Genomic DNA, 25,223 nt, shown 5'->3' with positions numbered 1-25,223 from the left:
ATGCCGCAGTGACGACTAAGGAATCGTCAGAACCCGGCAGTACCGAGTCTTGTGGAATCGGAATCCGAATGAGCGGCAGTGCGCCGCCGGCGACGGCTTCGTTCGCGAGAAGCCTCGCCACCTCCGTATATTTCTTTCCAGCCAAGGAATAGAAAGGGACGAAGCGGGTCTTTCGAGGCAAAGGACCGGTGGAGCCACGTACCGACTCAGTCGCGCTCGGCAGCGATGGATACTCTGGGGCGAAAACGGTCTTTCGAAGTCCTACCCATGCGCAAACGAGTAGCAGGATCCCCACTAACGAGACAACCAAGGTGCGCCGAACGGGCCAACTCCGACCGCCACCCAATTCCGACCCCGCCACAGGCGCATTGTCATCGTGCGCCATTACTTGGCACCTCCCGGCTGGCCTGCTCCGGTGATTGGAGGTGAGGCGAACGGCTTTCCTGGAATGAGTCCTCCGACCGGAGCTACGAACGTGGCGGGGATCTCCCGCGCCTTGCCGGTCGTCGTGTCATAAAGCACTAGGGTGTACGTGAAACGCTGGTAGGCAACATACCCTGCGATACTCTGCCCGGGCTTGAGCCCGGAGGTATTCAAGGTTGTCCCTACCTCAATCTTCTTAGTTGTGGAAATCGAGCTCGATGTTGTTCGGGAAGCTGAACTGGACACCTCTGCGTTGATTTTGTCGAGAGTTAGGCCAGCGTTCGCAGAACGCACTACCTCTTGGCTTACCGAGTTTGTAGCCTGAAATTCTGAAGATTGCGTTACTTTACATTCGGATACGTTGTATCCGCAGATAACCAGGGGGACTTGGTCGGCGGGGATGTACGGGCTGCCGTCTGGCTTAACGTCCACGATGTACGGATCGATCTTGTTGACGCACTTCGATACAAGATGAGGGAGGCCAAATTCGGAGGCGACTCCGTTGCCAAAGCCTGCGCTGCTGTCCGGAACGGCGTACTGACCAGGCTTGGTGCAGACGTTCCCAAGTACGCTCGGGCGATCGCCATCGCCTGAGCCTATGTACGTTCCTCGCTGGCAGATGCCACAGCCACTATCCATTGAGGGATCCCGGGGGATGAAAACGCGGCCAGCGCCTCCGCCGGTCGGGAGCCCATCGGCGAGAAGTACGACATCTTCGGCCTTGTATCCGAGTTCGACTGCGGCGGCCTGGCATTGTTGCAGGAGGTCGCGATTGGAGACTTGCTCAGAGCTCGCTGCCCGGTCGGGTGTCGAAGTTTGTGGCGGAGCCTGCGCTTCTGTGGGCGCTTCGGCCTGCGGCTGCGTTGTCGGCGCGGTCGGATTCTGTGCCGGTTGCTCGGGACAGTTGAGGATGCAGCCCGACTCGGTGGGTGCGACGGTGGGCATGGTGGGCACGTTGCCCTGGGCGGTGGGGGTTTGGACGTTGCCCTGGGTGGGCGCTTGGAGGCCGGTGTCCGGGGCCTGGCCGGGGATCGTCGTCTGTGGGGCGCCGGGTGCTGTGGTGGGTACCTGGCCTCCCTGGGTGGGCTGTGGCCCTTGGGTGGGCTGCGGTCCGCAGGTGTTGCCGGATCCGTCGGGGCAAGGCGCGGCGGCAGCTTGCGGGAGCACCTCTTGCGGGGCGATCTGGCTGGGGACGGTCAGGGCGCCGGCGGCGAGGGTTGCTGATGCGAAGACCGCGAGCGCTCCCCGAGCGGCGCGGTGGCGCCAGCTCGGGTGTTGGTGGGTCGAGCTGCGGGTGCGTGGCACGGGTTGCCTTCCGGTCGGCACGACTGTTTGCGTGAGGATTAAAGTTCGTTTGGGAATATACCTCGCTGTGCGGAATATGCAATACCGGAATTAGCAAGGTGGCTATCGGCTGGTCACGGCCTTGGTGTGCACGTGGCAGTTGGCGAGTAGGGCGTGCAGTTGGCGCGCATCCTGCCGGGTGGCTGTGGGGTTACTGTACGGCGCAGGTGAGGCCGGGTGCGGGTGGTTGGCCGGTTTCGAGGTAGGTGCGCAGGGGTTGGTCGATGCAGGTGGTGCCGGTGAAGGAGCTGGTGTGTTGTGTGCCGTCGACGGTGAGGACGGTGCCGCGGAGTTGCTGGGCGAGTGCGAGGCCGTTGGCGTAGGGGGTGGCGGGGTCGCCGGTGGTGGAGACCACGACCACGGGCGGGAGCTGTGGGCCGGGGTTGATCGGTTGCGGGAGTGTGGTCGGTGGGGTGGGCCAGAACGAGCATGCGTCGCGTGCTGCCGCCGCTTGACCGTCAGGGCTGGGGTTTGCGCGGCCGTCGTCGGCGAAGGGCGCTACTGTGCGGACGTTTTGGGCGAGGGCTCCGGCGGCGGCTTGGGTGGTGATGGGGTCGGTGTCGAGGCAGGTGATTGCGGTCAGTGCGTCGGTGGCGTTGCTGTAGCTTCCGTCGGAGTGGCGGTTGTTGTAGGCGTCGGCGAGCTGCATGAGCGTGCGTCCCTCTCCGCGGTCGCGGAGGTTTCGTAGCCCGACGGTCAGGTAGGGCCATAGGCTCGGGCTGTAGAGGGCTTGGATGGTGCCGTCGATCGCGTCGCCGTAGCTGAGCACCCGGCCGGCCCCGGTGCCCTGTCCTGCGCTGCCGGCCTGTGCGGGGCGGTCGATCAGCGGGCGCACGATCTGCTGGAACGCCGCGGTGGTGACCGCGGGTGTGGGGTCGGTACCCAAAGGGCATTGCGTCATGCGGCGGGTGGCGCAGTCGGCGGCGTAGGTGGAGAAGGCCTGTTGGAGGCCGGCGTATTGGTTGATGGTCATCGTGGCGGTGTTCTCGGCGGGGTTGACCGCGCCGTCGAGAATCATCGCCCGCACCCGCTCTGGGTGCTTGCTGGCGTAGCGGGCACCTAGGAAGGTGCCGTAGCTGTAGCCCAGGAAGGTTAGCTTTTCGTCGCCGAGCACCTGGCGAAGCAGATCCATGTCGTTGACGGTGTCCGCGGTCCCGACATGGGCAAGCACGTCACGGCCGGTGCGCTGGGCGCATTTGTCGGCGAAGTCCCGGGCCTGCTGTTCTTGCCGGGCGATGCCGGCAGTGGTGTGATCGGTCCGCGAGTGCGATGCGCGTCGTCGGTCTCGCTCGTTGGCGGTCAGGCACTCGATCGCCGGCGTGGAAGCCCCAATGCCTCGTGGGTCGAACCCGACGATGTCGAACCGGTCACCGACACCGGCAGCGAGTTGCTCGGTCTGCTCCGCCACGAACTCGACGCCGGAGGCCCCCGGGCCGCCGGGGTTGACCAGCACCGACCCGACCCTGCCGCCGTCGCGACCAGTCTTGCTGCCGGTACTCGGATCGGTGTGGGGTGTGCGGGCCCGGATCAGTGCGAGCTGGACCTGTCGCCCGTCTGGGCGGGTGTAGTCGAGCGGGGCGGCGATAGTGCCGCACTCGATGATCCGTCGCGCTCCCTCATCCCCGGGGGAGCCCGACGCGCCACCTACCGTGCCGGCCGACCCGCCAGCGAACCTCTCACTGGGGCACGGTGCCCAGGTCACGTGCTGGCGGTAGAACCGCTCGATGCCCCGCCCGGGCAGATTGTCGATGACGGCCCTGCCGCCTGCGCTCGTCGAGGAGGCCCGGTCATCGCCAGGTTCGCCGCTGGTCGGCCCGCACCCCGACAGCGCCACCAGCCCGGCTACAACGATCACGCACACTACTGCTGTTGTCGTCGTGCGGTGCTCGAGCCCTCGGCGACCGGCGAGCGTGTGCACCTGGGTTACGGCTTCGCGGGCGCGGGCTTGCCCTCCGCTGCAGGCTTCGGGGCGGGAGCCGGCTTGGGCTCAGGCTTGACATGCGCCGCAGGGGCCGGTTTCGCAGCAGGCGTGGACTCGGTCTTCGGAGCCGGAGCCGGAGCGGGCTTGGGTGCGGGCTCCGGCTTCTTCGCTGCCGCAGGCGTCGGCTTCGGGGCAGGTGTGTTGTCGGGCTTCTTCTCCGGCGCCGGTGCGGGTTTGACCGGGGAGGCCTGTTTCTTGGGTGCGGCCATGGCGGTGCCGGCGACTGCCGGGGCGGGTGCGGGCTTGGGGTCTTCCTTGATCTTCGGCGGCGTCTTGGGCGGGTTGTTCGCCGGCCCGGGGTTGTCGCGCTCGATGAACAACGGCTTGCCGTAGGTGGTGATCGAGGAGTCGCCGAGGTTGGTGGAGATGGTGGCGGTGGCGTAGGAGCGGATCTGTGCGCCGCCGAGGCAGGAGTCCATGCTGATCCGGGTTTCCTTGGCTACGACGTACCCGCGCTCACCGGTGAGGGCCTTCTTCGCCACGGGGAAGTCCTTGCTGGTGCCGGGGGCGATGGTGCCCTGAATGGTCCCGGACGTGGTGACCGTGTCACCGAGCGTTCCCGAGACGCCGGGGGTGATCGAGCCGTTCACGGAACCGTTGCCCTCGCCGCCGTTGGAGCCACCGGAGCCACCGGCGGTGCCGCCGACGGTGCCCGAAATCGACGGGGTGACAGAGACATTGACCGCGTTCGACAACGTCCCACCCAATTGCAAGGACTGCGGAGTAGCGCTACAAGCAATCGTCCAGCCCACCACAATCGACGCGCTGTTGACCGGGTACTTGGGCTTGACCTTCGGGTCCTTCAGTTCCACAATGCCTTCCCCGGCAAGGGAATTGATCGCCTCATATGTGTTCAGCGCACGCCCGAGCGGGAGGATCGACCGCATCGCCTCGCCGTATTTCCAGGCACGGATCACATACCCTTCGCGGGTCTCGAGCGCGCGGGAGGTGTCGGCGAACAGGCCGGTGCGGATCGCACCCGGCGAGGGCGCCTTGTCAGGGGCGGGCGGTGCCGCCGCGGCCATGCCGCCCGCGACCATCACGCCACCGACGACCGCGAAGGCGCCGGCCTTACGGAGACGCCGGCGGATACCGCGGTCGTGCTGCTTCTGTTCGAGGTTGCCGCGCCGCCGATCAGCGCGCGAGCACCCGCGAGAACTACTGGTCACGATTCCCCCAACCTTCTGCGCCCGCTCACAGGCACGATCACAGCTGTCACATCAGTCACTTGCGTCACGAATCGGACCACGGAGGGTTGGCTGAAAGCAACCTGAGATTCCGATCGTTATCGAAATGAAACAGTGTGGGATCCGGTTGCCGCATCCTTGGGTTTAACTCAGTGTGGGCTAGGATTATGGCCGTGACCAGCAGTTTCAATGACCAGCCGGCGCACACCCCGCCGGGGTTTCCTCCTCGTATGCCGCTCGAGGAGCGGCTGACGCAGGTGGGGTGGTCGAGCTGGCGTGATGCTGGCCTGTGGGCGGCGCGCCAGCACCTCGGCCCCGATGAGATCGCCGTCAAGCTCGGCTCAGCCAGTCTGGCGCAGCGGATCCGGCAGCGTATGCGCCCAGAGTGGTGCCAGCACCCGGACACACCCGCGCTGGTAGCCCCACTCCTGCAGTCCCGGCACGGCCATCTCGCCGACGACGGCGAGCGGGTGCAATGCCACGTGTGTGGGCTGTGGTTTCACGCCCTCGCCCAACACGTGCAATCCGCGCACCAGATCAGCAGCGAGAGCTATCGGCACGAGCACGGCCTGCTCGGGCAGCCGCTGACCTCCACCGGGTTCGCACAGCGCTGGCGCAACCGCGACACCCGCCCAGGCGACCTCGCTGATCCTTGGGACGCGGTCCTCGCCGAGCACGGCTACCGCAGCCTCCGCGACGCGGTCTCCGCCACCATCGACCGCGGCGACGACCTCAAAGCTCTCGCCGCTGAACTCGGCGTTCGCGCCTCGACATTGGCCAAGCAGATTCGCCTCGCCGGCCTGCACATCCCCACCGTCACCGACCGCAACCTCGCCCTGGCCCGCGCCCACGTCGCCGCCGGCAACAATCTGTCGGATCCGCCCGGCGAGCTACGCAATTGGGTCAAAGACGCCCGAGCGCGCGTCAAACGCGGCCTTCCTGGGCCGGTCAGCGACGAACTGTTTCTGCTTGACCCGCAGTGGATGCTCAATACCTACGAACGTGCCGAACACGACGGCACCGCCGCCCCTGTCGGAACACGGCGCGTCTCCGAAGAACACCTCGCCGCGGCCCTCGCCCGGGCGGGGTTCGCCAGCCTCGCCGATGCCGCGCAGTGGGCCGACCAGCGCGGTGTCGGCACCCGCGGCCTCGCCGAACGCCTCGACCTGAACGTTGACCGCACCCGCGACTACCTACACCGCCACCACATCGCCCTCCCCCGCCACAGCAGAGCAAACAAGCAATAGCCCCCATCCCCGCATCATGCGGCCACCAAGATTCGGAATCCGCTTCTCCTGTTTGACGGTCCGACACACCGACTTCTATGCAGGTTCAAGCAATCGCGCTCGCGCCGCCCATAGCATCGACGACCATGCCGTGGGCCCACGACGAAGCCGCTCAGGAAAGCTCTCTTACATGACCGGATCGAACGAGACTGTCGCTGCGACGGATGCCACGATCCGCCGGCTCGCCTATCGCGGCCGCGGCATCGTCACCGCTCGCGCCGCCGCCGCGGAAGGGATCAACGCGGCCACCTTCTCCCGAGCTGTCGCCCGCGGCACAGTCCACCCAACCGGCAACCGCGGCGTGTACTCCGTCTTCCCGCCGGAGTTGCTCTCAGCGCGCGATCGGCTGCAGGCGGCGTGGACGGCGATCGACCTCACCTCCCCGCCGTGGGAGCGAGTGCACCAGGCCGCGAACATCGTCTCCCATCACACCGCCTTGGAACTGCACGCCGGCCGCCAACCAGGCGAACCGTTCGAGTTCGTCCTGGGCTCGACCAGCCGCCTGATCAACCGGCCCGGCATCATCGCCCACCGCCAGCCCATCGACCCCGACGAGCTCACCCAGGTCGACGATCTGCCCGTGCAGACCGTGGGGACCGCGATCGTGGACTTGATGCGCACCTACCGCCCTCACCCCGAGCAGCCGGTGGCGCGGCTGCTCGCCACGACGGTCGCGGCCGGCGCCGACTGGAGCGATGTGCCCGAGCGGCTGGGCTACGTGCTCGGCAACCCCTGGTCCAAACACGACACCCGCCAGATCCTCGCTGACCTCTTCACCCGCACCGCCGCCAACCCCGCCCTGGTCCGCTCGGCGATCCTGGGCGTCGACTGGCACCAGGTCGGGTTCTGGCGCATCCAGATCAGCAAGAACGACAACCGCACAGCCATCACCGACCTCTACGTCGACGCGCTCACCCACGCCTGCACCGCGCTCGCAGCCCCAGACAAGGCCGCTGCGGCGTACGCCGCCGAGGAGTATCTGCACCGGTTCTCCGCTGCCACCCGCCAGCGGGTCGCGCTCTTCGACGGCACCCGCACCGAACGCATCCGCCTCCACGTGCCCGAAGCCTGCGACGTGACCCGTGCCGCCGCTGCGGCTGCGCCGGCCGCCACTCCCCTGGCCGGGACGGCGATCGACGAGGCCCGCGAACTCGTCGCCGACATCGCCCGCGCCCATCACAGCATCGTCACCAGCGCCGAAGCCGGCCGCCACGGCGTCAACCCGCAACAGCTGCGCACGTTCGTCGCCGAAGGGCTCATCCACCGCACCAACAACCGTGGCGTCTACACCACCCTCCCCCACCCGCTAACGCACCTGCACCGCCTCCGCGCCGCCTGGTACGCCGCCGACACCCGCAGCCCCATGGACGAACGCCCCCACACGATGCGAGAAGTGATCACCGGGCCCACCGCTGACGCGCTCCACGCCGGCAAAGTCCCCGGAGCGCCGTATCACCTCGCACTCGGGTCAAAGACTCGCCACCTCAAACGCGCCGACATCATCGCCCACCGCACCCGCCCACTCACGCCAGCGGACATCACCCTCATCCGCGGCCTTCCTGTCACCACCGAACAGGTCACCCGCGAGCTGAACTGCGGCAGCCCAGAACTGGATCGGCTCGCGTGACTCAGCCGGGAGTCCTGGAGAGGTTCGGTCAGGAGACGGCATAGGGAGGACGGTCGACGAAGCCGAGGCGGCGCCGGTTCTCCGGAGTGTCAACGGTGACGTGCTCCGCACGGGCCCAGATCGTCGCGTCGAGCGCCGCAGAACCGTTGCTCGACCGCACCGACACCTCGACCATCGCCCACCAGGCGCCCTCCGTATCGATCACCCAGCACAGCTGACGCCCAGCCATGACCGCTTCGAAGCGCAGCCCCACCGCCCTGACCCACAATGGGAGCTGCGATCGGATGCGAGCGGCACCAAGACCTCCCGGCAGTACCGCGCGCATATCTACAAGCACCGGACGCGGCGGCTCGAACTCACGCAGCGCCCGCCGGCCGTATTCAGTGCGCCACGACTCGAACATGTGATCGAGTATAGCCAATGCCCCCTCTCGGTCATCTCCACACAGGGCCGCGCCTAGTGCAGAGAACAGGACCGACGGCCAATGGCTCGGCTGCATCCGGATCCGCCCGACGATCGGTGACGCGATCGCGTCGATGACGATGTGGGTCACGGCTGACGCGATCGCGGCGTGGCCGACGCCGAACAGAACTCAGGGCCGCCCCGGTGTGGGTCGGCCCTGAGTCGTTTGGTGGGGGCAGTTCGACGGGCTATGCCATCGGCACAGCGTCGCCGTTCTCGTCGGCGTGCGGAAGACCGTTCGCGTCGAGCCACTCCGTGAAGACGCGCTCCGCGAGGTCTGTCAGCGGGACGTTGAGTATCCGGCGCGCGAGGTTGATCCTGCGCGTAAGCGGAGACGGGAGCTGCGTTCCCCACTGTTCCTTCGCCGGCTTCTCGCTGCGGAACGTACTCGCGAGGGCCTGGAGGCTCGCGGTCGTGGACAGCGGAGTCGGCGAGACGACCTCCCGGCCGCGGGGGACGTCCGACTTCTGGTCCGGCGCGATCTCCCCGGCGCCTCCGGTCTGCCCGTCGATAGCCGCCGCGGAGTCCGTGGGGGCCGGATTCGTACCCGAGTCGTCTCCGGTCTCGTTGGAGACCTGGTTGCCAGGGCCGTTCTCACTGACCCTGGCCGCCTGCTCACGTCGTTCAGCGCGCGTCGGTCCCACCTGCCCCATTCCGGAATTAGTGCGTGATGTCATCGTTGAAGATCCTTCCTGCAAGAGTTGAAGCGGCGAGGGCATAGTCAGTGGTGGCGGTGCCAAGAGGTGCGTGAATCTTCAAGGGCAACTGCCGGGACTTCGCCTCAGTGACCTTGACGCTGGTGCGGATTTCTCCGAGGTACTCCGTAGGCCAATCCCGTTTCAGCGTCTCCTGGACCTGCTGGCTCACGATCGTCTGACCGTTGAAGCGGGTGAGAAGCACGTGGTCGATGCTCACGTTGGGATTGAGTCCCTCCTGGACGTCCAGCACGGTGTTCTCCATCGTGGCGAGCGACTCGAGCTCGTCGGGTCCCGCTTGGACCACAGCGAGGATGGTGGTGGCTGCGGTGAAAGCCGCGGTCGTGAGCTCCCCCAGCGAAGGGGGGCAGTCGATCAGTACAACGTCGTAGTCGCTGGCCACCTGTTGGATTTCACGGGCAAGACGTCCCTGCCCGCCGGCGCCGAGACCTGTGCGCTCGAGTTTGCGCAGCGCGAGGTGCGCAGGAGCGACATCCATCCCGTGCTCTGACTTCTGGATCACTTCCGGAAGCGGAACGCGGTCGGAGCGCTCGTCCGTCAGCACCTCGAACATCGTGCCGTCGTCAGCTCCAAGGGTGATGCCGAGTCCACTCGTGGCATTGGCCTGTTGGTCGAGATCGATGACGAGTACTCGCTTACCGAGAAGCGTCAGTTCATACGCCAAGTTGATGGTTGTAGTGGTTTTTGCTACACCACCCTTTTGCATGGCAACAGCAAGAACCGTGACAGCGTTTTGTACTGCTGTGAGGATGCTCATGTGTGCGAGGTTACCCGCACCGCTACTTCCTGTCAACCTATGTGTCTTACTTATAAATCTACTTATCTATCTACGTTGTTACTTACGTCGTTACTTATAGCGGTATAAGTACGTCTGTTCCTGCGGTTATGTTCGTGCGGGACCGGTGGCACCGAGCGTGAGGGGGAGTTCGGTCACGCAGCACCGTCGAGGCGTTGCCGTTCGCGGCGCCGAGCAATGAAGGCGTACGCGGCCCGATGGTTCGGCCGGCCCAGTCGCCCACGTGGGTACGGCGGCAGCGCTGCCCAGGCCGGTGTGGTCTCGAGCTCGAGCGTCTGCTGCCCGTCGCGGATGCGGGCTCGGCTGGTATCGGAGCTGCGCTGCGGGGTCGCCGCGTGGGCTGCGACGACGTGTTCTTCGCTGCACCACCATGCCCAGACCTCGGATTCGATCGCGTACTGCTCCGCGCGGGCCGCTGCCAGCCCGGAAAGACCTACGTACTGGGCGTAGGCGTCCCGCGCCGCGGGATCGGTCCTCGCGATCCCTTGTGCCGTAGTAGTGACCAAACCCGCGGCGTGGAGCGTCTCGAGGGCCCTGTCGGTGTCTGCCCTTGGGAACCCGGCGATAGACAGGTCCTCTCTAGGAGTTGGAGTGGTTGGGAGTTGGCTGTAGACCCACGCGGCCGCGGCGCCGAGCCCACCGTAGGAGTCGGCGGTAAAGCAGTCATGCCCGGAGAGCTCCTGTTCCTTTCGGTACCGACTTCGAAGTTCGGCCAGGCGGGCGCTACCGGGGGTTGGTGCGGGGGAGGGGGGCGCGCCCGCCCGTGTGTGTTGGTGTGACCGTGAGCTACTGCTTTCCCTGTGGATAACCTCGGCCTCGTCGTTTTTTTCGCTGGTCGTGGCGGGTGCCTGGGTGGGCGCTTCCGGTCCGTGGGGCAGCAGTTCCCACTCTGCTGCGGCGGTGCCTACGGCTTCTGCGTGCAGGCCGATCCAGCCGTCGCGGGCGAGCCTCTGAAGGGATTCACGGGCGCTCTCGCGGCCGATACAGCGGGTGCGGATCGCGACGGTGCGGGTGCTGGCGGCGATGACGGTCTTGACGGTGTCGACGGCGATCCTCATGAGCGTGGCCAGCACGAGGCGGTCTATGGCGCCTGTGGGGGTGCTCCATCGGCCGCAGGACAGGTCCGCGCGCAGGCGGAGGTGTTCGACGGCGGCGCAGATCGCCGCGGCGTCCTCGTCGAATCCGAGATCGGTGGGCCCGGTGTGCTCCCGGCGGGGTGCGCTGCGGCTGGAGACGCGGTTGACGGCGCGGCGCCAGTCCTCGAGGAGTCCGGCGGCTTGTGCTTCCGGGGTGCGTGGCACGCGGCCGCCGTCGACGCGGATTGTGCGGGCGTGTTCCATGCCGGGCAGGTGGGCCAGCTCGGCGAGGACCTGGGCGTAGGTCCATCGGCACGCGGCCGCGGCGCACAGGACCCGGAACTGCTCGGCCGAGCCGTCCTCGTGGGGCCGCAGTGGGGTGTTCGCGCGGTCGACGATCCGGCGGGGGAGCGGGCGGCGGGCACCCGGCAGGTGCGGCGCACCGTCGGCGGCGATCGCCACCGGGAGCGGACCGTCCGGGCGCAGTTCCGTGGGGTCGAGATCGCCTGCGGTGCGGCGATCGGGCGGCGGGGCACTCAGCCGGGCCGCGAGGGCTTCCGCGGCGAGCTCGTCGACGTCGGCGGTGAGCGCGGCGATCTGCGCGGCCGTCGCCGACGGGGTCAGAAGGCTCTCCGGGTGGGCGCCGGCGATCCAGCGTGAGCGTCCACCGGCGTAGTGCAGTGCGCCAGGAGGACGCACCAGACCGCGCCTGGCGTTGCTCAGCGGCGCGAGGTCTAAGGACTCGCAGAGCTGCTTCAACGAGCGCGCGAGATGCTTGACGGTATCGAGCGGAAGGCGGTCCGCCAGCGCGACCCACACGTGCCGGCCGGCGCCGGGCCCGGATGCGCACACGGTGTGTTCGATGCCGTGGGCGGTGAGCAGCTGCACCAGACGGGAGGTATCAGCGTCAGCGCGGGCGGCGTACTGGCCGTGCTCCTTCGGCGTGGGCGGCTTGGCGTCGAAGTCGAACGCGAGGAACGCGAACTGTTCGTCCTGGTCGGTCAGGTGCACCGCCCACGCCGTTGACGGTGCCGGCGTGCTCAGGTAGCGGAGGTCCTTGTACGCGAATCGCTTCCCGTCCCACTCGCGTACGCGGACGTACCGCCGAGGCGACAACTGCCTGCTGAAGTCCCATGCCGAGTCGGGCGACACGCGGACCTCATCAGCAACAGGCGCACCATTAGACACATCTGGCAGCGCGTCTTCGCAGGTGGAAGACGGTTGCGAGTGGGCGTCCACTTCGGGGAGGTGTGACGACGCGCCCACACTCGCCTGATTCGTTGCGTCGAACTCAGGGTGCGCGCTATCCTGAGACCAGTCCTGGAAAGACATGATCCCTTTCGGGTAGGTGCGGAAACGCATCTGGGATCCAGAGCTGGCTACTCTGACCCGAGAAACTTTCGGAAAGGCCTCCTAGTTGGCGCTAGGGGGTCTTTTTCGTTCCCGATGAACCTGGAGCGGGCGACCGCTTGTGTTCTGCGCTTCCGCTATGGAATTTGGGTAGTAGGGCCGCGCACCCACGTGTTGGGCGCACGATGCTCAGACTCAGGAAGCGTGCGGCAACAGCACCTCCTGGATAGCCGGCCCGAGTTCAGGCTGGCCGATGTCGCGAGCAACGAGCATGGCGACGTAGTCGCTGATCGAAAGCCCTTGGTCCTGAGCCTTCTTCGCGCCCCTGTCCGCCAGCTTGGCGTCGAGGCGCGAGAAGAACACCTTGCGGTCTCCCTTGTACTGCGCTGCCATGCCTGCCATCCTGCTAGCAACATCGCGGATTCCGAAGGAGGCGCGCCGCAGGCAGTACTTGCGATAGGTCATGAAGCGGCGGACTTCGGGGTAGGGGCGGCAACGCGGCGAGAGGCCGAAGGGTTCAGGTACGTCCTGCCCTGCACCTCAGTCCCCCCGTGCCCGAAGAAGCGGCCAGCCCTGATCATCGGGGACATGAGTCGGCCCGCGGCGGCAATGACCTCGTCGGTCTCCTGCTCGCACTGCGTCAGGAACGGGCAGATAGTGCACTGCCGCTGAGCCATTCGCACTTGTCGTGGTGCGGGGAAGCACCCGTCGGCATCCTTCTCGAGACTCCACATCTCTGGTGCGGAGGCGCAAGGGCGTCGGCGGTCTTGCTGCGATCGGATGTTGGCAATCGGTCGCATTTTGAGGGTCTCTCCTCGATTGGCTACGTTATTCTGCCTCGATATAGTACCCCTAGTGGCCTAGCGGGGGGAGGAGGCGCAAATATGACTGGCTATGGAGCAGGTCACCGGATGAGCCGGTCCGTGATGCGCGGCTTCGACGGTGACCGGCTACGAGCCCTTCGAGAGAAGCGCGGCCTGTCTATCGCCGAACTCGGCCGAGCTGCCGGACTCGGACGCGGCACAGTCGGCAAGTGGGAGCGAGGCGCAGGAGCACCACAGGTCGATGCTCTTGCGAGCGTTGCGGCGGCGCTGGGGGTTCGGATCGACGAGCTGGTACAAGTGGCTGTTGACGATCGAACGCTGGTGGACTGGCGAATACTGACAGGCAAGACGCAGATGGAGCTCGCGAAGGAGCTCGATGTGAGCACGCCGGCGCTGAGCGCGATGGAGCGAGGAGAGGTTCGTTTGACGGACGCAAGGGCCGACGCGCTGGCCTCGGCCCTAGGAATCTCCATTGATGAAGTGCAGCGGGCATTCGAGCGCGTACGCCATCGTCCGATGGGTACGCAGCCGTAGCGCTCAGGGTCGGTCGACGCGATCGTCATGCAGAGCACTCCTTCCGGTGGCAGTCAGGGCATAGAAGAACCACCGCGAAGACGTTCGTCGCACGAGGTGCGACGGGCCTTCACGGGCCTGAGTGCGACCGGCCGGGCATCCGCCGCGGACGAGATAACTCCAACGAGGAGCCGATACGAAGAACGGCCCCGAGTTGCGCGGAACACATAGTAATGCGCAACTCGGGGCCGTGCAGTTCGGGGGTGCAAGCACCCCGCTGAGGCTGTTGTTAGTGGCCCATGCCCACGCCGCCGTCGACATTGAGGACTACGCCGTTGACGTAGCCCGCGTAGGGGCCAAGGAGGTACGACACGGCGCCGGCGATCTCTTCAGTCGTGCCAAACCGGGCAGCGGGAATCGCCTTGAGGGCGATCTCCTTCACTGCGTCGGAGACCGCGGTATCGGTCATGTCGGAGACGGTGAATCCGGGTGCGACGACGTTCGCGGTGATGCCTTCGGGGCCGAGCTCGCGGGCGATCGCGCGGGCATATCCGACAAGCGCGGACTTCGAGCTGGTGTAGTTGGCCTGCCCCGGCATGCCCGAGAGACCGGATGCGGAGCCGACGAGGACGATGCGGCCTTCCTTCGCCTCTGCCATGTGCTCTAGCGCGGGCTGGACGACGCGGACGGCGCCGGTCAGGTTGGTGTTCAGTACGTCCTCGAAGGATTCGACGGACATGCGCATGAGAAGGGTGTCCTGCGTGATGCCGGCGTTGGCGACTACGGCGGTAACGGGGCCGTAGTCGGCCCAGATCCGCGCGTAGGCCGCGTTCACGCTCTCCGTGGATGCAACGTCGCACTGGACGCCGTGGACGCCCTCTGGGAGGTCGGCGGCGGTCGACCGGTAAGTGCCGATGACGTCGTGCCCGTCGGCACGGAGCGCGGCGGCGATCGCGCGGCCGATTCCTCGAGTGGCGCCTGTGACGAGAACTCGCATTCTCACTGATCCTTTCGGTGGGGGCGGGGCTGACGTGCGGCGAAGTGGACGACCCACCCGCGGCGATTGATCTGGACTTCGTCGAATCGTGCGCCGAGAGCGGCGGCGAGACGGTCTTCGTCGTCGTTCTCGTTGGTGAAGACGCCGACGGCGTTGTACGCCGCGTTGAGCAGGCGGCCCGGGGCATCGAGCAGTCCGGGTCGGGAGACCGGCATGATCGTTGCGCCGAAGAAGGTTCCATGAGGCCGGAGGGCATCAGCGATCGTGCGAGTCGCCTTGTCCCACTTCGCGTCATCGTCGATGCAGTGGAAGAGGTAGTTCGCGGAGATGGAATCGAATTCCCCGGGGAGTGGGTCGAAGACTGATTGTTGGACTGCGCGGTGTGTGCGGCCGGCGCCGGCGAGGAGCGCCGCGGCGGCGTCGAGAGAGTGCAGGTTGGCGTCGACCAGGGTCACGTCGACGGTGCGATCGGGTAGGTGAGCAAGGTAGTGGCCGGTTCCTGGCCCGATGTCGAGATGCTGCGCGCCGGCGTATGCGGTGTAGGCCGCTTCCATAACGCCGGTCGGGCAGCGCCAGAAGTGATCGTTCGAGATGCCGAGGACGACGGTGTTGTAGAGCTTGAGGGTCGCGGCGTTGTAGAAGGTCTCGGAAGCGCCGTCGGCGCGCGCGTAGAGCATCTGAATCCGTTCGTTGGGGGCTGTGCCGATCGGCGGGTGCACGGTAACAAGGACGGTGTAGACACCCGCCGAGGGTCGGCTACTTCGCGGTCAGCAGGATCGCGACAGGGTCGCCGTGCTGCTCCTGAACCGAGTGGAGAGGGAACAGCATGGCGGTAAACTCCTTGCCCTGCACAACGATTTCAGCCTGGCCGGGGGATTTCAGATCCACCTGTTTCATGACGGATTCGTAGAACTCCGGGGAGACGGGAGCCTCTGCGCCGACGGAGGTGAGCGGCTGCGGGCCGCGGGCCTCGAACAGAAGTAGGGTTCGGTCGCCGCCGCCTACCAAGGTCGCAATGTTGCTCTGATAGTCCGGGCGAGCTGCGATCTGCATGGAGGTCCCGTACAGCAGTCGGGTCGTGTCGGTGACGACCAGTCTGCAGCCCGAGTAGAAGTGCACGGGGTTGTCGGGGACGTTCAGCGTCCAGTTCGCGTCGACATACAGGCCGTCATCGCCAGTGAACGCGTCGTAGTAGCCGCCCATCATGCGCCAGGCGTCCTCGGGGGTGAGGTAGCGGAAGAGGTGCTGAGCGTGCCGCTCCTCGCCTTCCTCGCGGTCGTCGCCGATGAGCTTCACGTCGTCGCCGGTAGTTGCGGTCGTGAAGTTGTAGAGGTCAGCGACCCACGCGTTGTAAGTAGGTCGCGGTGTGGGTTCCGTGTCGCCGAACCAGATGATCGCGGTGATGTTCTTGCCATCGGCCGCGGTGAGCAGGTGGTGCTCGATGCGGAGGTTGCCGAGGTCGTCCGGCAGCTCGATCGCGGTGTCGGTATCACTACGCAGCGAGTCGGCGTAGGCAGTGAAGATCCGCCGGCTGGTCTCATCGAAGCCGAGCTCGGAGGCGTCCACTCGGCGAAGGGCCTTAGCGACCTTGGCGCCGCCGGCCGAGTGAACGAGCATGTTGCGGCCGCTGGGCCCCAGGAGGTCGACAGCGATCCACTTGTTAGGTGCGCGCATGTGCATAGGATAGTGCGAGCTCAACAGTTCGGGAAACATAATCCACGATGCAGTGGCGCGGCCCCCTCCGGGCGGGACCCCAGGGCCGCAAGCCGATTCGCCCATCGCAGAGTTCCTAATCGCGAAGATGCGATTCGCCAACATTTTTGTACCTGGGGGGTTGCGCGACGCAGATTTTTCATACTCTGGGTTCGTCATCAAGACGCTGCGTGAGCGGCGCTGGGTGATGGACCTGCCGCCCAGGCGGGTGGTTCCGGTGCAGCGATGTTGGCACAAGCACACCGGGCCGTCAGGGCAGCAGGGCCACCTTGGGTGCGGGGGCGTTGGAACCCTCGCGGGGTCGAGTGTACGTGCGCTCGGCATCGTGAGCTATGGAACGCCCCCGCATCCATCCGCAAGTTCTTGCTGGATGGATGCTGGGAGGACGGGCCATGCGAGCTCGGAAGGTCGTCGCTTCGACGGTTGCGACGGTGATGATCATGCTGGGGATCCCCCTGGCCGTAGTAGCGCCGGCGTTCGCGGCGGGTTGCGCCCCGACGATGGTGTACTTCGTCCCGGGTACGACTGAGACGAACGACAACGCAGGCACCGGTCCGCGCGGCATGCTGACGTCGGTCGCGAACAGGATCCAGTCGGAGTACGGATCCCAGGTCGGTACCCGCTTCATCTCCTATCCCGCACAGGCGTTCTCAGGCGGCAAGACCTACGACGCCTCGCGTCAGATCGGCGTGAACAACCTCATCTCAGCGATGGGGGAGTGCCCGAACTCGCGCAAGATCCCGGTCGGCTACTCACAGGGAGCGGCGGTCGCCGGCGACGTGCTCGCACAAGCGGGCCAGGGCAAGCTCCCGGACCTGGGCAAGATCCTCGGCGGCTCGCTGCTTGCCGATCCCCGCAACGGCACTGCCGGCCAAGTGGATCGCGGAGCGGGCAAGGCCACCGGCATCGGCGGTGGCCGCGCCGGCGGATTCGGATCGCTCTCGGGCAAGGTCTTCTCGGTCTGCAACCCCAAGGCCGACGACATGTGGTGCAACACCAGCGCCCAGCAGAACCCCATCACCTCCAGCATCGGCAAGCTCCTCGCGGGCAATGGCCCGACCGACGGTGCGGGAAGCGGCGCCGCGCAGGTGCAGCAGGGCGCGTCCAACGCCGCGGCCGCGGTCGCCGGCATCACGGGCCAGCAAGCCCCCTCCGCGCCGAACCCGTCGGCGTCAGTGGCGTCGGCGGTTCAGGGCCTCAGTGGCGCCGTGGGCGCGCCGGGCGTGGTAACTCCTGCTCCCGCGGTGCCTACGGCCCCCGTGAGCGGTCCGGGCGTGGTGCGGCAGCAGGCTCCGCAGGACGGCGCCGACGTGGTTACCCAGGTGACCGGTCTGGTGTCGGGTGTCGGTGGCCTGGTGGGTCCGAACGTGCAGACGGCGCTCACTGGCGGTAAGCCCGTGACGTCGACCGGCTCGAGCACGGATCTCTCGGCATTCGCGAGCGCCCTGCAGCCCTTCGACTTCTCCCGTGCCTCACTCCCGCTCCTGCCGGCCAACATCAGCTCGTTGACGCAGAACCTCACGAGTACGACGGACTCGATCGGGCAGACCGGCGGCGTCGTCTCGCCGGCGCAGGCCACAGGCCTGACGACGGCGCGGACGCAGGCCCAGTCGATCCTCGACACGCTGATCCCCGTAAGCGGCGCGATGAAGTTCGTCACCGACAACCCCGCCGTGAACAAGCAGGTCACCGAGGCACCGAAGGACTCGCCCTTAGCGGACGTCCGCTCGCTGATGACGTCTCTGACGCCGGGGCAGGCACAGCAGGACATCACGAAGGTGACGGGGATCCGGGACACCATCGATCGCGCGCTGACGGTTCTCAACGGCGCTGGCGGCGTGACGGGTGGCCCCGCCACGGCGGTCACGATGTCCGCGACGGTCACCCCGACCGCCGCAGCTGCAGCGACGACGAGCGCGGCCGCCGCACCATCGACCGCGACGGTGCCCGGGCCCGCGGTGGCCGGGACGGTTCCGCAGACCGGGGCGACGGTCCAGCAGACGACCGGGCAGACCGCACAGACTGCGACGACGGGCGGCACCGCGACGCCGCAGACGGGCGTCACGGGTAGCGGGAGCACCGACCTGCTCGGCAAGTTCCTCGACGGCGTCACGACGGTCTCCAGCGGCGTCGGCGGCGGGGGCGGCGAGTCGCAGGGCGGCGTCCTGGTCGACAAGTACGGCGTACCCGTCTCGAATTCCTCGCAGCTCGAGGGCAACAGCACCGAGCACGCGGCCCGCGACCGGCAGAAGGTGTTCACCCAGCTCAAGGTCTCCGTCAACGACGCGAAGACCTTGCTGGGCGACTCGGTCGAGTTCAGCAAGAAGTCGGTCGACGTGCTGAACAAGGCCGGATCGCAGCTCGCCTCCCTGCAGCCGGAGACGATGCTGAACCAGATGGGCGCGATGCTCCAGCTCTTCGCGACGCTCGACGTGCAGAAGCTCCTCGGCGACGCGACGAGCCTCGTGCGGAACATCCTCATCGGCGCGATCCCCGCAGCTCACCAGGCCGCGAACCTGATCTTCACGATGCTCAAGCCCGCCGCGGCGATCTCCCAGGCGATCCCGTGGTCGCAGATCGGCAAGGCCGTCTCGATGATCCCCGACACCTCGGGTACCGCGGCGATCATCGGACTGGGCCTTCAGATCGCCGGCAACGTCGACTACGTCCGCCTGTACAACGACGCGGTCTCGCTCAAGGACTCCCTGTTCGAGTTCCTGGAAACCGGGAACCTGATGGTGATCGGCCAGGCCATCCCCGCGGGCGTGGATCTCGCCGCGGTGGCCGCGCAGGGCGCGACGGGCGGCGGAACGAAGATGAGCGCCGCCCAGCTCGGCGCGCTGCCGGCGAACGGCGCGGGCATGAACGCCGCGGCCGCGTCGGGCAGCTCGTTCCAGGTCGCCCAGGTGGCCAGCACCGTCATGCAGTCGCCGTCCGCCGGCAACCTCTTCGACATGGCGCGCGAAGGCATCCAGTTCGGCAGCTTCTTCGGCGGCGGCGCGCAGCCGCACACCGCCTACTCCCAGCCGGGAACCGGCGCCAACGGGAAGTCCGGCCTGGACACGATGACCAGCGACATCAAGGGGCTCATCGGCGGATAGAAATAGCCAAATGAATGCGGAATAGGTGAGGCGAGTCACCTAACCCGCATTCCCTGACCACACACTCAAACAGGCACAAAGCAACAAACGATCCAACTGCTAGACCGTTCAGTGGGTGAACGGAAAAGATGCCACAGAACTATCGCTGTGCGAGGCGACAGGGAATGTGACGCAACGGTGAAAGAAGGGTTTTTCGGCGATGTCCGGTACGGAGCAGAAACCGACGAAAGTCATCACGGCGCTCATTGCCGTGATGGTCGTCGGCATTCTTCTGCTCGCGGGCGTGGTCATCTTCGGCAGCGGAAAGCCTGCCACCACCGCCGACCCGTGCAACCCGACTGCTGGCTCCGACGTTCTGGTAAACGTTCCTCCTGGATCGACCGTGAAGCCGATGCGCGCCGGTACCTACGAGCTGACGTCCGGGTTCGGGCCGCGGTGGGGAACGATGCACCAGGGCCAGGACCTCGCCGGCCCCGGCGAACCCGACCTGATCGCCTTCGCCGACTCCACGGTGCGCGAGGCTGGCGATGCCAGTGGCTTCGGCAAGTGGATCATCCTCGACTTCAAGCTGGGCGGAAAGAAGTACTCCGCCGTCTACGGCCACATGTGGCCGGCGGGAGTCCTCGTTAAGACTGGTGACCAGGTCAAAGCTGGCCAGGTCATCGGCAAGCAGGGCGGAAACGGACAGGTCACCGGGCCGCACCTGCATTTCGAAATCTGGGAGGGCGGGCGGCTCGACGGCGGTAAGGCTGTTGATCCCGCCCCGTTCCTCGCCTCAGCGAAGGACGTTGGCGCGGCCGGCGGTGCTCCAGCGGACCCCTCGGTCGATCCGACAGCTCCGCGCGGTCCTCCGCCGGGCGTCGATCTCGTGGCGGCGACGCAGCCGATCGGCGTCACCTGCAGCACCCTCGGTGGTGCGGGCCTCAACGAGGCTCGCGTGCCGAAGGAGTTCGTGCCGTGGATCAAGAAGGCTGCGCAGACCTGCCCAGACATCACAGCCCCGCTGATCGCGGCGCAGCTGGAGAACGAAAGTACCTTCAACCGCCTCGCGGAGTCGCGGGACAATGGGCCGGGAATCGGCACAGCAAAGGGTGCCGCACAATTCATTGACTCGACGTGGGCGGCGGAATCCGTTGACGGCGACGGTGACGGTATCCGCGATGTGTGGAATATCGCTGACGCAGTCATGTCCCAGGGCAAGCTCGACTGCAAACTCATCGACAAGTACAAAAAGGCCGTCGCGGAAAAACGCGCCGTTGGTGACCCGATTGAGCTGATGCTCTCGGCGTACAACTGCGGCGAGGCGAATACGGATGCCGGTGGTCGGGTCTGCCAGAACAGCCAGACGCTCCCGTACGTCAAGAACATCCCCAACAGGGCCAGGACGTGGTTCTCGGCGCCGCAGGCCCAGGCGGGCGCGGCGGGCGGGCAGCTGGCCGGCGAGTTCGGCGCGCGGGTCGCTCAGGCTGTTCGCACACAGCTGGGAGTGCGGTACGCGTGGGCCGGCGGCGACGCCAACGGCCCCACGATCGGCCGCGCACCCGATGCCGGCGTGCTGGGCTTCGACTGCTCCGGGCTCACGCTCTACGCGGTCGCCCAGGCGGCGAAGTCGATGGGCAAGACCTTGGTTCTGCCGCACTCGACCACCGACCAGGTTGTCGATCCGCGCGGCGTGCCGGTGGCGCTCGACCAGGTGGCTCCAGGAGACCTCGTGTTCCAGAAGGGCCTCGGCCACGTCGCCGTGTTCGTAGGCAACGGCAAGGTCATCGACGCCCCCCAGTCGGGCGCGTTTGTGCAGGAAATCGACTACAAGCCCTACAACTACGAGTCCGCACGGAGGTTCAGCTGATGCGTACCCAGAGCACTCCCACCACCCCGGTCCAGGGGCGCCGCAGCCGCCGAGCGGCGGCGATGGTCCTCGTCGCGATCTCCCTGCTCGTCGGGGCCTGCGGCGGCTCGGACGGCAGCGATACCTCGAGCACGACCACGACCGGCGGTCCGGCCACGGGCGCGCGGGGCTGGATCCCCGGCATGCCGACGACGAGCGACGCGGCGGCACCGTCTACGAGCTCGACGGTGGGCGGCGAGGCTCCGCCGACGACGACGCAGCCGCCGGCGAGGACGGCGCCGGTCGGCCCGCCCGTGCTGCCCGTCGACGCGAAGGCTGTGGACCGGTCGAATCCGGAGGCTGTGGCCAAGGCAGTCGTGCACGCCTGGTTCACCTACAACACGGCGCTGGACAAGGGCCCCGGCGCGGGCCCGGCGCGGGCGAGCGCCCTGCTCACCGCGAAGCTCCGCGCCCAGGTCGCCACTGTGCTGCCAGGCCAGGGCGCGGAGTGGTCGACCTGGGCGTCGCGGAACGCGCTGACGGCGCCGCTCGTGGGCCCGGCGCAGACCGAAGGACAGAAGCCGACCGCGCTCGCCGCGGCGTACAAGTTCTCGGTCCAGATCGTGCCGGTTACCTCCGACGGGAAACCGGTCGGGGAGACCGCGCGCCGGATCGTCGCGGTGGCGCTGGCGAACAGCCCCACAGGTTGGGAGGTAGACGACGTGACCGAACTCTGACCGCATCCGAGAGACCAAGCGCTTCGACTGACTGACAACACAATTCCGCACGATCGAGACACGAAGGAATACCCCACATGAGCAACATCGATCACTTCGAGGACGAGAACCCTTCGGGCGAGCTCGCGGCCGCCCGATACGCCAACCACGCGACCGAGGCACCGATCAACCCGCGCGAGCAGCGACTGCGCCCGGCCCCGGTGCCGGAGCCGGCGGCCGACGACGCCACGACGGACGTCGACGAGGGCTCCACCGACTCCGACGAGGGCGCCATCCCGGATCCCTACGGCGTCGGCCAGGCCGCGCTCGAGGCCAACAACATCCCCGCGGCCAAGTCGGGGAAGCCGGGCGAGGTCGCCGGCGAGAACGACTACGTCGGGTCGTCGGTCGACCGCCGCCAGGAGGCGTTCGGATCCCGGTCGACGGCCCTGCGGCCGGCGGACTGGGGATGGCGAGGTTGGTGCAACCGCACTCTCGGAATGAGCCTCTCCCCGAAGAATCCCAGCCCCGAGGTGGACTACCGACTCGGCGTCGAGACCCTGAAGGAGGGCACGCCCGGCGTTCCCTTGATCACCGTGGCGAACCCGAAGGGCGGCGAGAACAAGACCGGAACCGCCCTGACCATGAGCGCCACGTTCGGCACCCACACCGGTTCCGGCGTCGTCGCGTGGGATGCGAGCTCGTCGTTCGGCTCGATGGCCATGCGCGCACACAACGGGCGCACCGACCGCCGCAGCAATTGGGGCCTGCTGAAGATCGCCAAGCAGCTCTGCAGCAAGGACGTGCCGCATACCGCGATCGACCAGTTCATGATCCGGCAGCCCACGCTCGACGAGGTCCTCCCTGCCGACGACTCCGGAACGAGCCGCCGGATGCTCGACTGGTCCGCATGCGAGGCGACGTACGCGGTGCTGCGCCGCCACCGTCGGCTGATCATCGTCGACACGGAGAACAACCACCTGGCGGAGTCCCTGCAGTGGGCGCTCGTCCGCGCGGATCAGATCGTGATCCCGATGACCGCGTGCGACGACACCATCCAGGAAGTCGAGGCGATGCTGACCCTGGCCCAGGGTGACCCGGACATCGGCTCGGAGAAGGTCTCGCAGGCGATCGTTCTGCTTTCGCCCCTCCCGGATGCGCCGGTCACGCCGGACCGCCTCCAGCTCGTCGAAAGCATGCTCAGCCAGTTCAAGATCCCGACGATCCTGCACATGCCCTTCGATCCGGCGTTCGCGGGGCACCGTTCGCGGATCGTGTTCGAGGATCTGCTGCCCGAGACGCGCAGCGCGTACGTCGAGCTGTGCGCCATGATCACCGCCCGCCTGAACGCTCAGGCACGCACCGCGGGCGTGAGCATGACCGCCGCGGCGCCGCCGGAGCAGTACACGGGGCAGTGGCAGGCCCCGGCCCCGCAGCAGGCCGGCTACGGGTACAGCGGCGACCTCGCGCAGGTCGCGGTGCCGCAGCAGGCCGGCCCCCGCGGTGTCGCCGTGAACCAGTACGGACGGAACGCTCAGCAGCCGCTCGATCCGGGCGCGCAGTTCTCCGGCTACTCGTACGACACCACCGACATGGCCGGCACCCACCGCCGCTAGAAGGCACCCGGTATAGAGAGGAATCCGATTCCATGACAACGACAATCGACCTCGACGCGGACATCGCTGACGTCGACGAGGCGCAGGAGCCGCGCGCCGGCGCTCGGTGGCGGCGGTACACGCTGCTCGTCTTCGCCGGCACGACGGTCGCCCTGGTGTACCTGCTCCTGATCGCGCAGAACGGTGTCGCACACGCCGACGGCCTGAACCCGTTCACCGACGTCAAACCCGACCCGGGCTTGCTGGGCACGGCGCTCAACACGGCCTGGAAGCGCCTGCTCGGTGCGATCTGGGCGCTCGCGCTCATCATCCTCGGCGGGCAGATGGTCATGGCGCTGATGAAGCGCTCCCAGGCGTCCCGCCAGGGCCATTCCGCGGATCTCGCCGAGTCGACGGATGCGTTCCGTGACGCCGGAATCCGCTTCGCGATGGCATCGGGTATCTCGATCATCGTCGGCGCAATCCTGTTCGCGGTCAACGCATAACACCCCCACAACGACAGAAGACGGAGCAGAACAATGGGACAGAAGTACAACCGCGGCGGCTACGGGGCGGCGAAGAAGCGAGCGGCGAACCCGCACGGCCGGCAGCCCTGGTACAAGAACCGCTGGAATCTCGCGGTGCTGATCGGCTTTTCCGTCGCAGGCCTGATCTGGGTACTGGGATCGCTCGACACGAGTGGCACCAAGGCCCACGGTGCGGTGCCGGCGGGCCCGGTGCCGAACGGCGACGCCATGAGCTCCGGTTCCGCCGGCGCTACGGCGACCGAGCACACCGCGAGCTACGGCTGGCTGGCCCTGGCGGTCGCGGTGGTCGCGATCGCGATGGTGGCCGTCGCGGCGCGCGTGGTGCAGCGCCGTCGTGCGGCGCTCAACGTCATCAAGAGCAATTGAACTCGAAGCGACTCAGAAGGGAATGAGACTGTGACTAAAGACTTTTCCAGCGTCACTACGAAGAGCTCTACAGCCCGCAGGACGGCGACCGCCAACACCGAGACCCCGGTGTGGCGCAACCCGAAGATCCTCGCGCTCGTGCTCGCGGTGGTGGTCGTCGTCGGAGGCCTGAGCTGGCTGTTCTGGCCCACCGGCGGAGGCACGAGCAAGGCCGAGATCAAGATCGGGACTCCGCACGGACCCCGGGTGATCACGAACGGGATCCCGTCGGGCTACACGCAGGACGAGGGTGGCGCCGCGGCCGCGGGCGCGAACTTCCTGCAGGCCATCACCCGCGCCAACGCCGGCGGCGTGGACGTCAACAAGGTCCGCGAGACCCTGGTGGTGCCGAGTCCCGAGGGAACGCTACTGACGCTGCTCGACAACGCCAAGGGCCGCGAGAAGGCGTCCGGCCAGGGCAGTAACCAGCAGCCGGTCTCACTGGCGGTGAGCAACCTCAACCCGAAGGAAGCGACCGTCACGGCATGGGGCGTGGGGCTGAGCCTGTTCACGCCGCCGAAGACGCAGAACGGTGCTCCTCAGCAGACGAACGTCACCGCGGTCTGGGGCACCTCGCGAGTGGGTCTGCTCTGGGACGCGGACAAGAGCACGTGGCTGGTGCGCAGCTACGAGTACAAGACGGGGCCGACCCCGGATGCGGTGACCGGCGTGAACCCGGAAGACCCGCTGGTCAAGGGCTTCCAAGAGGGCACCTACACCCTCGTCGTGAACTAG

Annotated in this window: 21 protein-coding genes; 10 read left to right on the top strand and 11 right to left on the bottom strand. The window is 67.1% G+C overall.

The genetic code is table 11. From position 1 onward, the window contains the following. Positions 1-384: 384 nt before the first annotated feature. The 3 genes from HNP44_RS05345 to HNP44_RS05335 form a co-directional block, all read right to left on the bottom strand. Positions 385-1,368 (bottom strand): hypothetical protein, encoded by a 984-nt coding sequence (locus tag HNP44_RS05345; RefSeq protein WP_259144909.1) that lies wholly within the window; start codon positions 1,366-1,368, stop codon positions 385-387. A 550-nt stretch (positions 1,369-1,918) separates the two neighbouring features. Next, complete coding sequence (locus HNP44_RS05340; protein WP_259144908.1) at positions 1,919-3,622, bottom strand: alpha/beta hydrolase; 1,704 nt, start codon at positions 3,620-3,622, stop codon at positions 1,919-1,921. Between the two features lie 68 nt (positions 3,623-3,690). Then, positions 3,691-4,917 carry an MspA family porin gene (locus tag HNP44_RS05335; protein WP_259144907.1) on the bottom strand — a complete coding sequence of 409 codons (1,227 nt, stop codon included), beginning with the start codon at positions 4,915-4,917 and terminating at the stop codon, positions 3,691-3,693. 191 nt (positions 4,918-5,108) lie between these two features. Here HNP44_RS05335 and HNP44_RS05330 point away from each other — a divergent pair, with 191 nt between their 5' ends. Both HNP44_RS05330 and HNP44_RS05325 read left to right on the top strand, forming a co-directional pair. Then, on the top strand, positions 5,109-6,182 hold the full coding sequence (locus tag HNP44_RS05330; protein ID WP_259256834.1) for a hypothetical protein: 1,074 nt from the start codon (positions 5,109-5,111) through the stop codon (positions 6,180-6,182). 169 nt (positions 6,183-6,351) lie between these two features. Beyond that, complete coding sequence (locus HNP44_RS05325; RefSeq protein WP_259144905.1) at positions 6,352-7,848, top strand: type IV toxin-antitoxin system AbiEi family antitoxin domain-containing protein; 1,497 nt, start codon at positions 6,352-6,354, stop codon at positions 7,846-7,848. Positions 7,849-7,876: 28 nt separating this feature from the next. On the opposite strand, the gene HNP44_RS05320 is transcribed toward HNP44_RS05325, so the two are convergent. The 5 genes from HNP44_RS05320 to HNP44_RS05300 all read right to left on the bottom strand — a co-directional run bounded on the left by HNP44_RS05320 (position 7,877) and on the right by HNP44_RS05300 (position 12,641). Next, positions 7,877-8,401: a hypothetical protein gene (locus HNP44_RS05320; RefSeq protein WP_259144744.1), complete on the bottom strand. Its 525-nt coding sequence runs from the start codon at positions 8,399-8,401 to the stop codon at positions 7,877-7,879. Positions 8,402-8,498: 97 nt separating this feature from the next. Then, positions 8,499-8,987 (bottom strand): hypothetical protein, encoded by a 489-nt coding sequence (locus tag HNP44_RS05315; protein WP_259144745.1) that lies wholly within the window; start codon positions 8,985-8,987, stop codon positions 8,499-8,501. Continuing rightward, complete coding sequence (locus HNP44_RS05310) at positions 8,971-9,783, bottom strand: ParA family protein (protein ID WP_259144747.1); 813 nt, start codon at positions 9,781-9,783, stop codon at positions 8,971-8,973. Before HNP44_RS05310 ends, HNP44_RS05315 begins: the two co-directional genes overlap by 17 nt. Positions 9,784-9,956: 173 nt before the next feature. Next, positions 9,957-12,050: a hypothetical protein gene (locus HNP44_RS05305; protein WP_259144749.1), complete on the bottom strand. Its 2,094-nt coding sequence runs from the start codon at positions 12,048-12,050 to the stop codon at positions 9,957-9,959. Between the two features lie 393 nt (positions 12,051-12,443). Next, complete coding sequence (locus tag HNP44_RS05300; protein ID WP_259144751.1) at positions 12,444-12,641, bottom strand: hypothetical protein; 198 nt, start codon at positions 12,639-12,641, stop codon at positions 12,444-12,446. Between the two features lie 518 nt (positions 12,642-13,159). Here HNP44_RS05300 and HNP44_RS05295 point away from each other — a divergent pair. Beyond that, entirely contained in the window at positions 13,160-13,606 is a 447-nt protein-coding gene (locus HNP44_RS05295) for a helix-turn-helix transcriptional regulator (RefSeq protein ID WP_259256832.1), read from the top strand. A 268-nt stretch (positions 13,607-13,874) separates the two neighbouring features. Here HNP44_RS05295 and HNP44_RS05290 read toward each other — a convergent pair whose 3' ends face one another. Genes HNP44_RS05290 through HNP44_RS05280 form a run of 3 tightly spaced genes read right to left on the bottom strand, consistent with a single transcriptional unit; the run spans position 13,875 to position 16,148 of the window. Beyond that, a complete protein-coding gene (locus HNP44_RS05290; protein WP_259144752.1) occupies positions 13,875-14,582 on the bottom strand; it encodes an SDR family oxidoreductase in 708 nt (235 codons plus the stop codon). Between the two features lie 2 nt (positions 14,583-14,584). Next, positions 14,585-15,301 (bottom strand): class I SAM-dependent methyltransferase, encoded by a 717-nt coding sequence (locus HNP44_RS05285; protein WP_259144754.1) that lies wholly within the window; start codon positions 15,299-15,301, stop codon positions 14,585-14,587. A gap of 37 nt (positions 15,302-15,338) precedes the next feature. After that, positions 15,339-16,148 carry a hypothetical protein gene (locus tag HNP44_RS05280; protein ID WP_259144755.1) on the bottom strand — a complete coding sequence of 270 codons (810 nt, stop codon included), beginning with the start codon at positions 16,146-16,148 and terminating at the stop codon, positions 15,339-15,341. A 539-nt stretch (positions 16,149-16,687) separates the two neighbouring features. On the opposite strand from HNP44_RS05280, the gene HNP44_RS05275 reads away from it, so the two are divergent. The 7 genes from HNP44_RS05275 (at position 16,688) to HNP44_RS05245 (ending at position 25,223) form a co-directional block, all read left to right on the top strand. Further along, positions 16,688-19,396, top strand: a complete 2,709-nt coding sequence (locus HNP44_RS05275; RefSeq protein WP_259144756.1) for a cutinase family protein — start codon at positions 16,688-16,690, stop codon at positions 19,394-19,396. A 199-nt stretch (positions 19,397-19,595) separates the two neighbouring features. Next, positions 19,596-21,245, top strand: coding sequence for a peptidoglycan DD-metalloendopeptidase family protein (locus HNP44_RS05270; RefSeq protein ID WP_259144757.1), 1,650 nt, complete (start codon positions 19,596-19,598; stop codon positions 21,243-21,245). Further along, on the top strand, positions 21,245-21,961 hold the full coding sequence (locus tag HNP44_RS05265) for a hypothetical protein (RefSeq protein WP_259144758.1): 717 nt from the start codon (positions 21,245-21,247) through the stop codon (positions 21,959-21,961). The genes HNP44_RS05270 and HNP44_RS05265 overlap by 1 nt, the downstream gene beginning before the upstream one ends. Before the next feature lie 77 nt (positions 21,962-22,038). Beyond that, positions 22,039-23,556, top strand: a complete 1,518-nt coding sequence (locus HNP44_RS05260; protein WP_259144759.1) for a MinD/ParA family ATP-binding protein — start codon at positions 22,039-22,041, stop codon at positions 23,554-23,556. 32 nt (positions 23,557-23,588) lie between these two features. Further along, positions 23,589-24,041 (top strand): hypothetical protein, encoded by a 453-nt coding sequence (locus tag HNP44_RS05255; RefSeq protein WP_259144760.1) that lies wholly within the window; start codon positions 23,589-23,591, stop codon positions 24,039-24,041. 33 nt (positions 24,042-24,074) lie between these two features. Continuing rightward, positions 24,075-24,449 carry a hypothetical protein gene (locus HNP44_RS05250; RefSeq protein ID WP_259144762.1) on the top strand — a complete coding sequence of 125 codons (375 nt, stop codon included), beginning with the start codon at positions 24,075-24,077 and terminating at the stop codon, positions 24,447-24,449. 30 nt (positions 24,450-24,479) lie between these two features. Further along, on the top strand, positions 24,480-25,223 hold the full coding sequence (locus tag HNP44_RS05245; protein WP_259144763.1) for a hypothetical protein: 744 nt from the start codon (positions 24,480-24,482) through the stop codon (positions 25,221-25,223).

It is taken from the genome of Tsukamurella ocularis, from assembly GCF_024807615.1.
Lineage (GTDB): Bacteria > Actinomycetota > Actinomycetes > Mycobacteriales > Mycobacteriaceae > Tsukamurella > Tsukamurella ocularis.
Note: the sequence above shows the minus strand (reverse complement) of the source record. Positions and strands in the feature narration are given on the sequence as shown.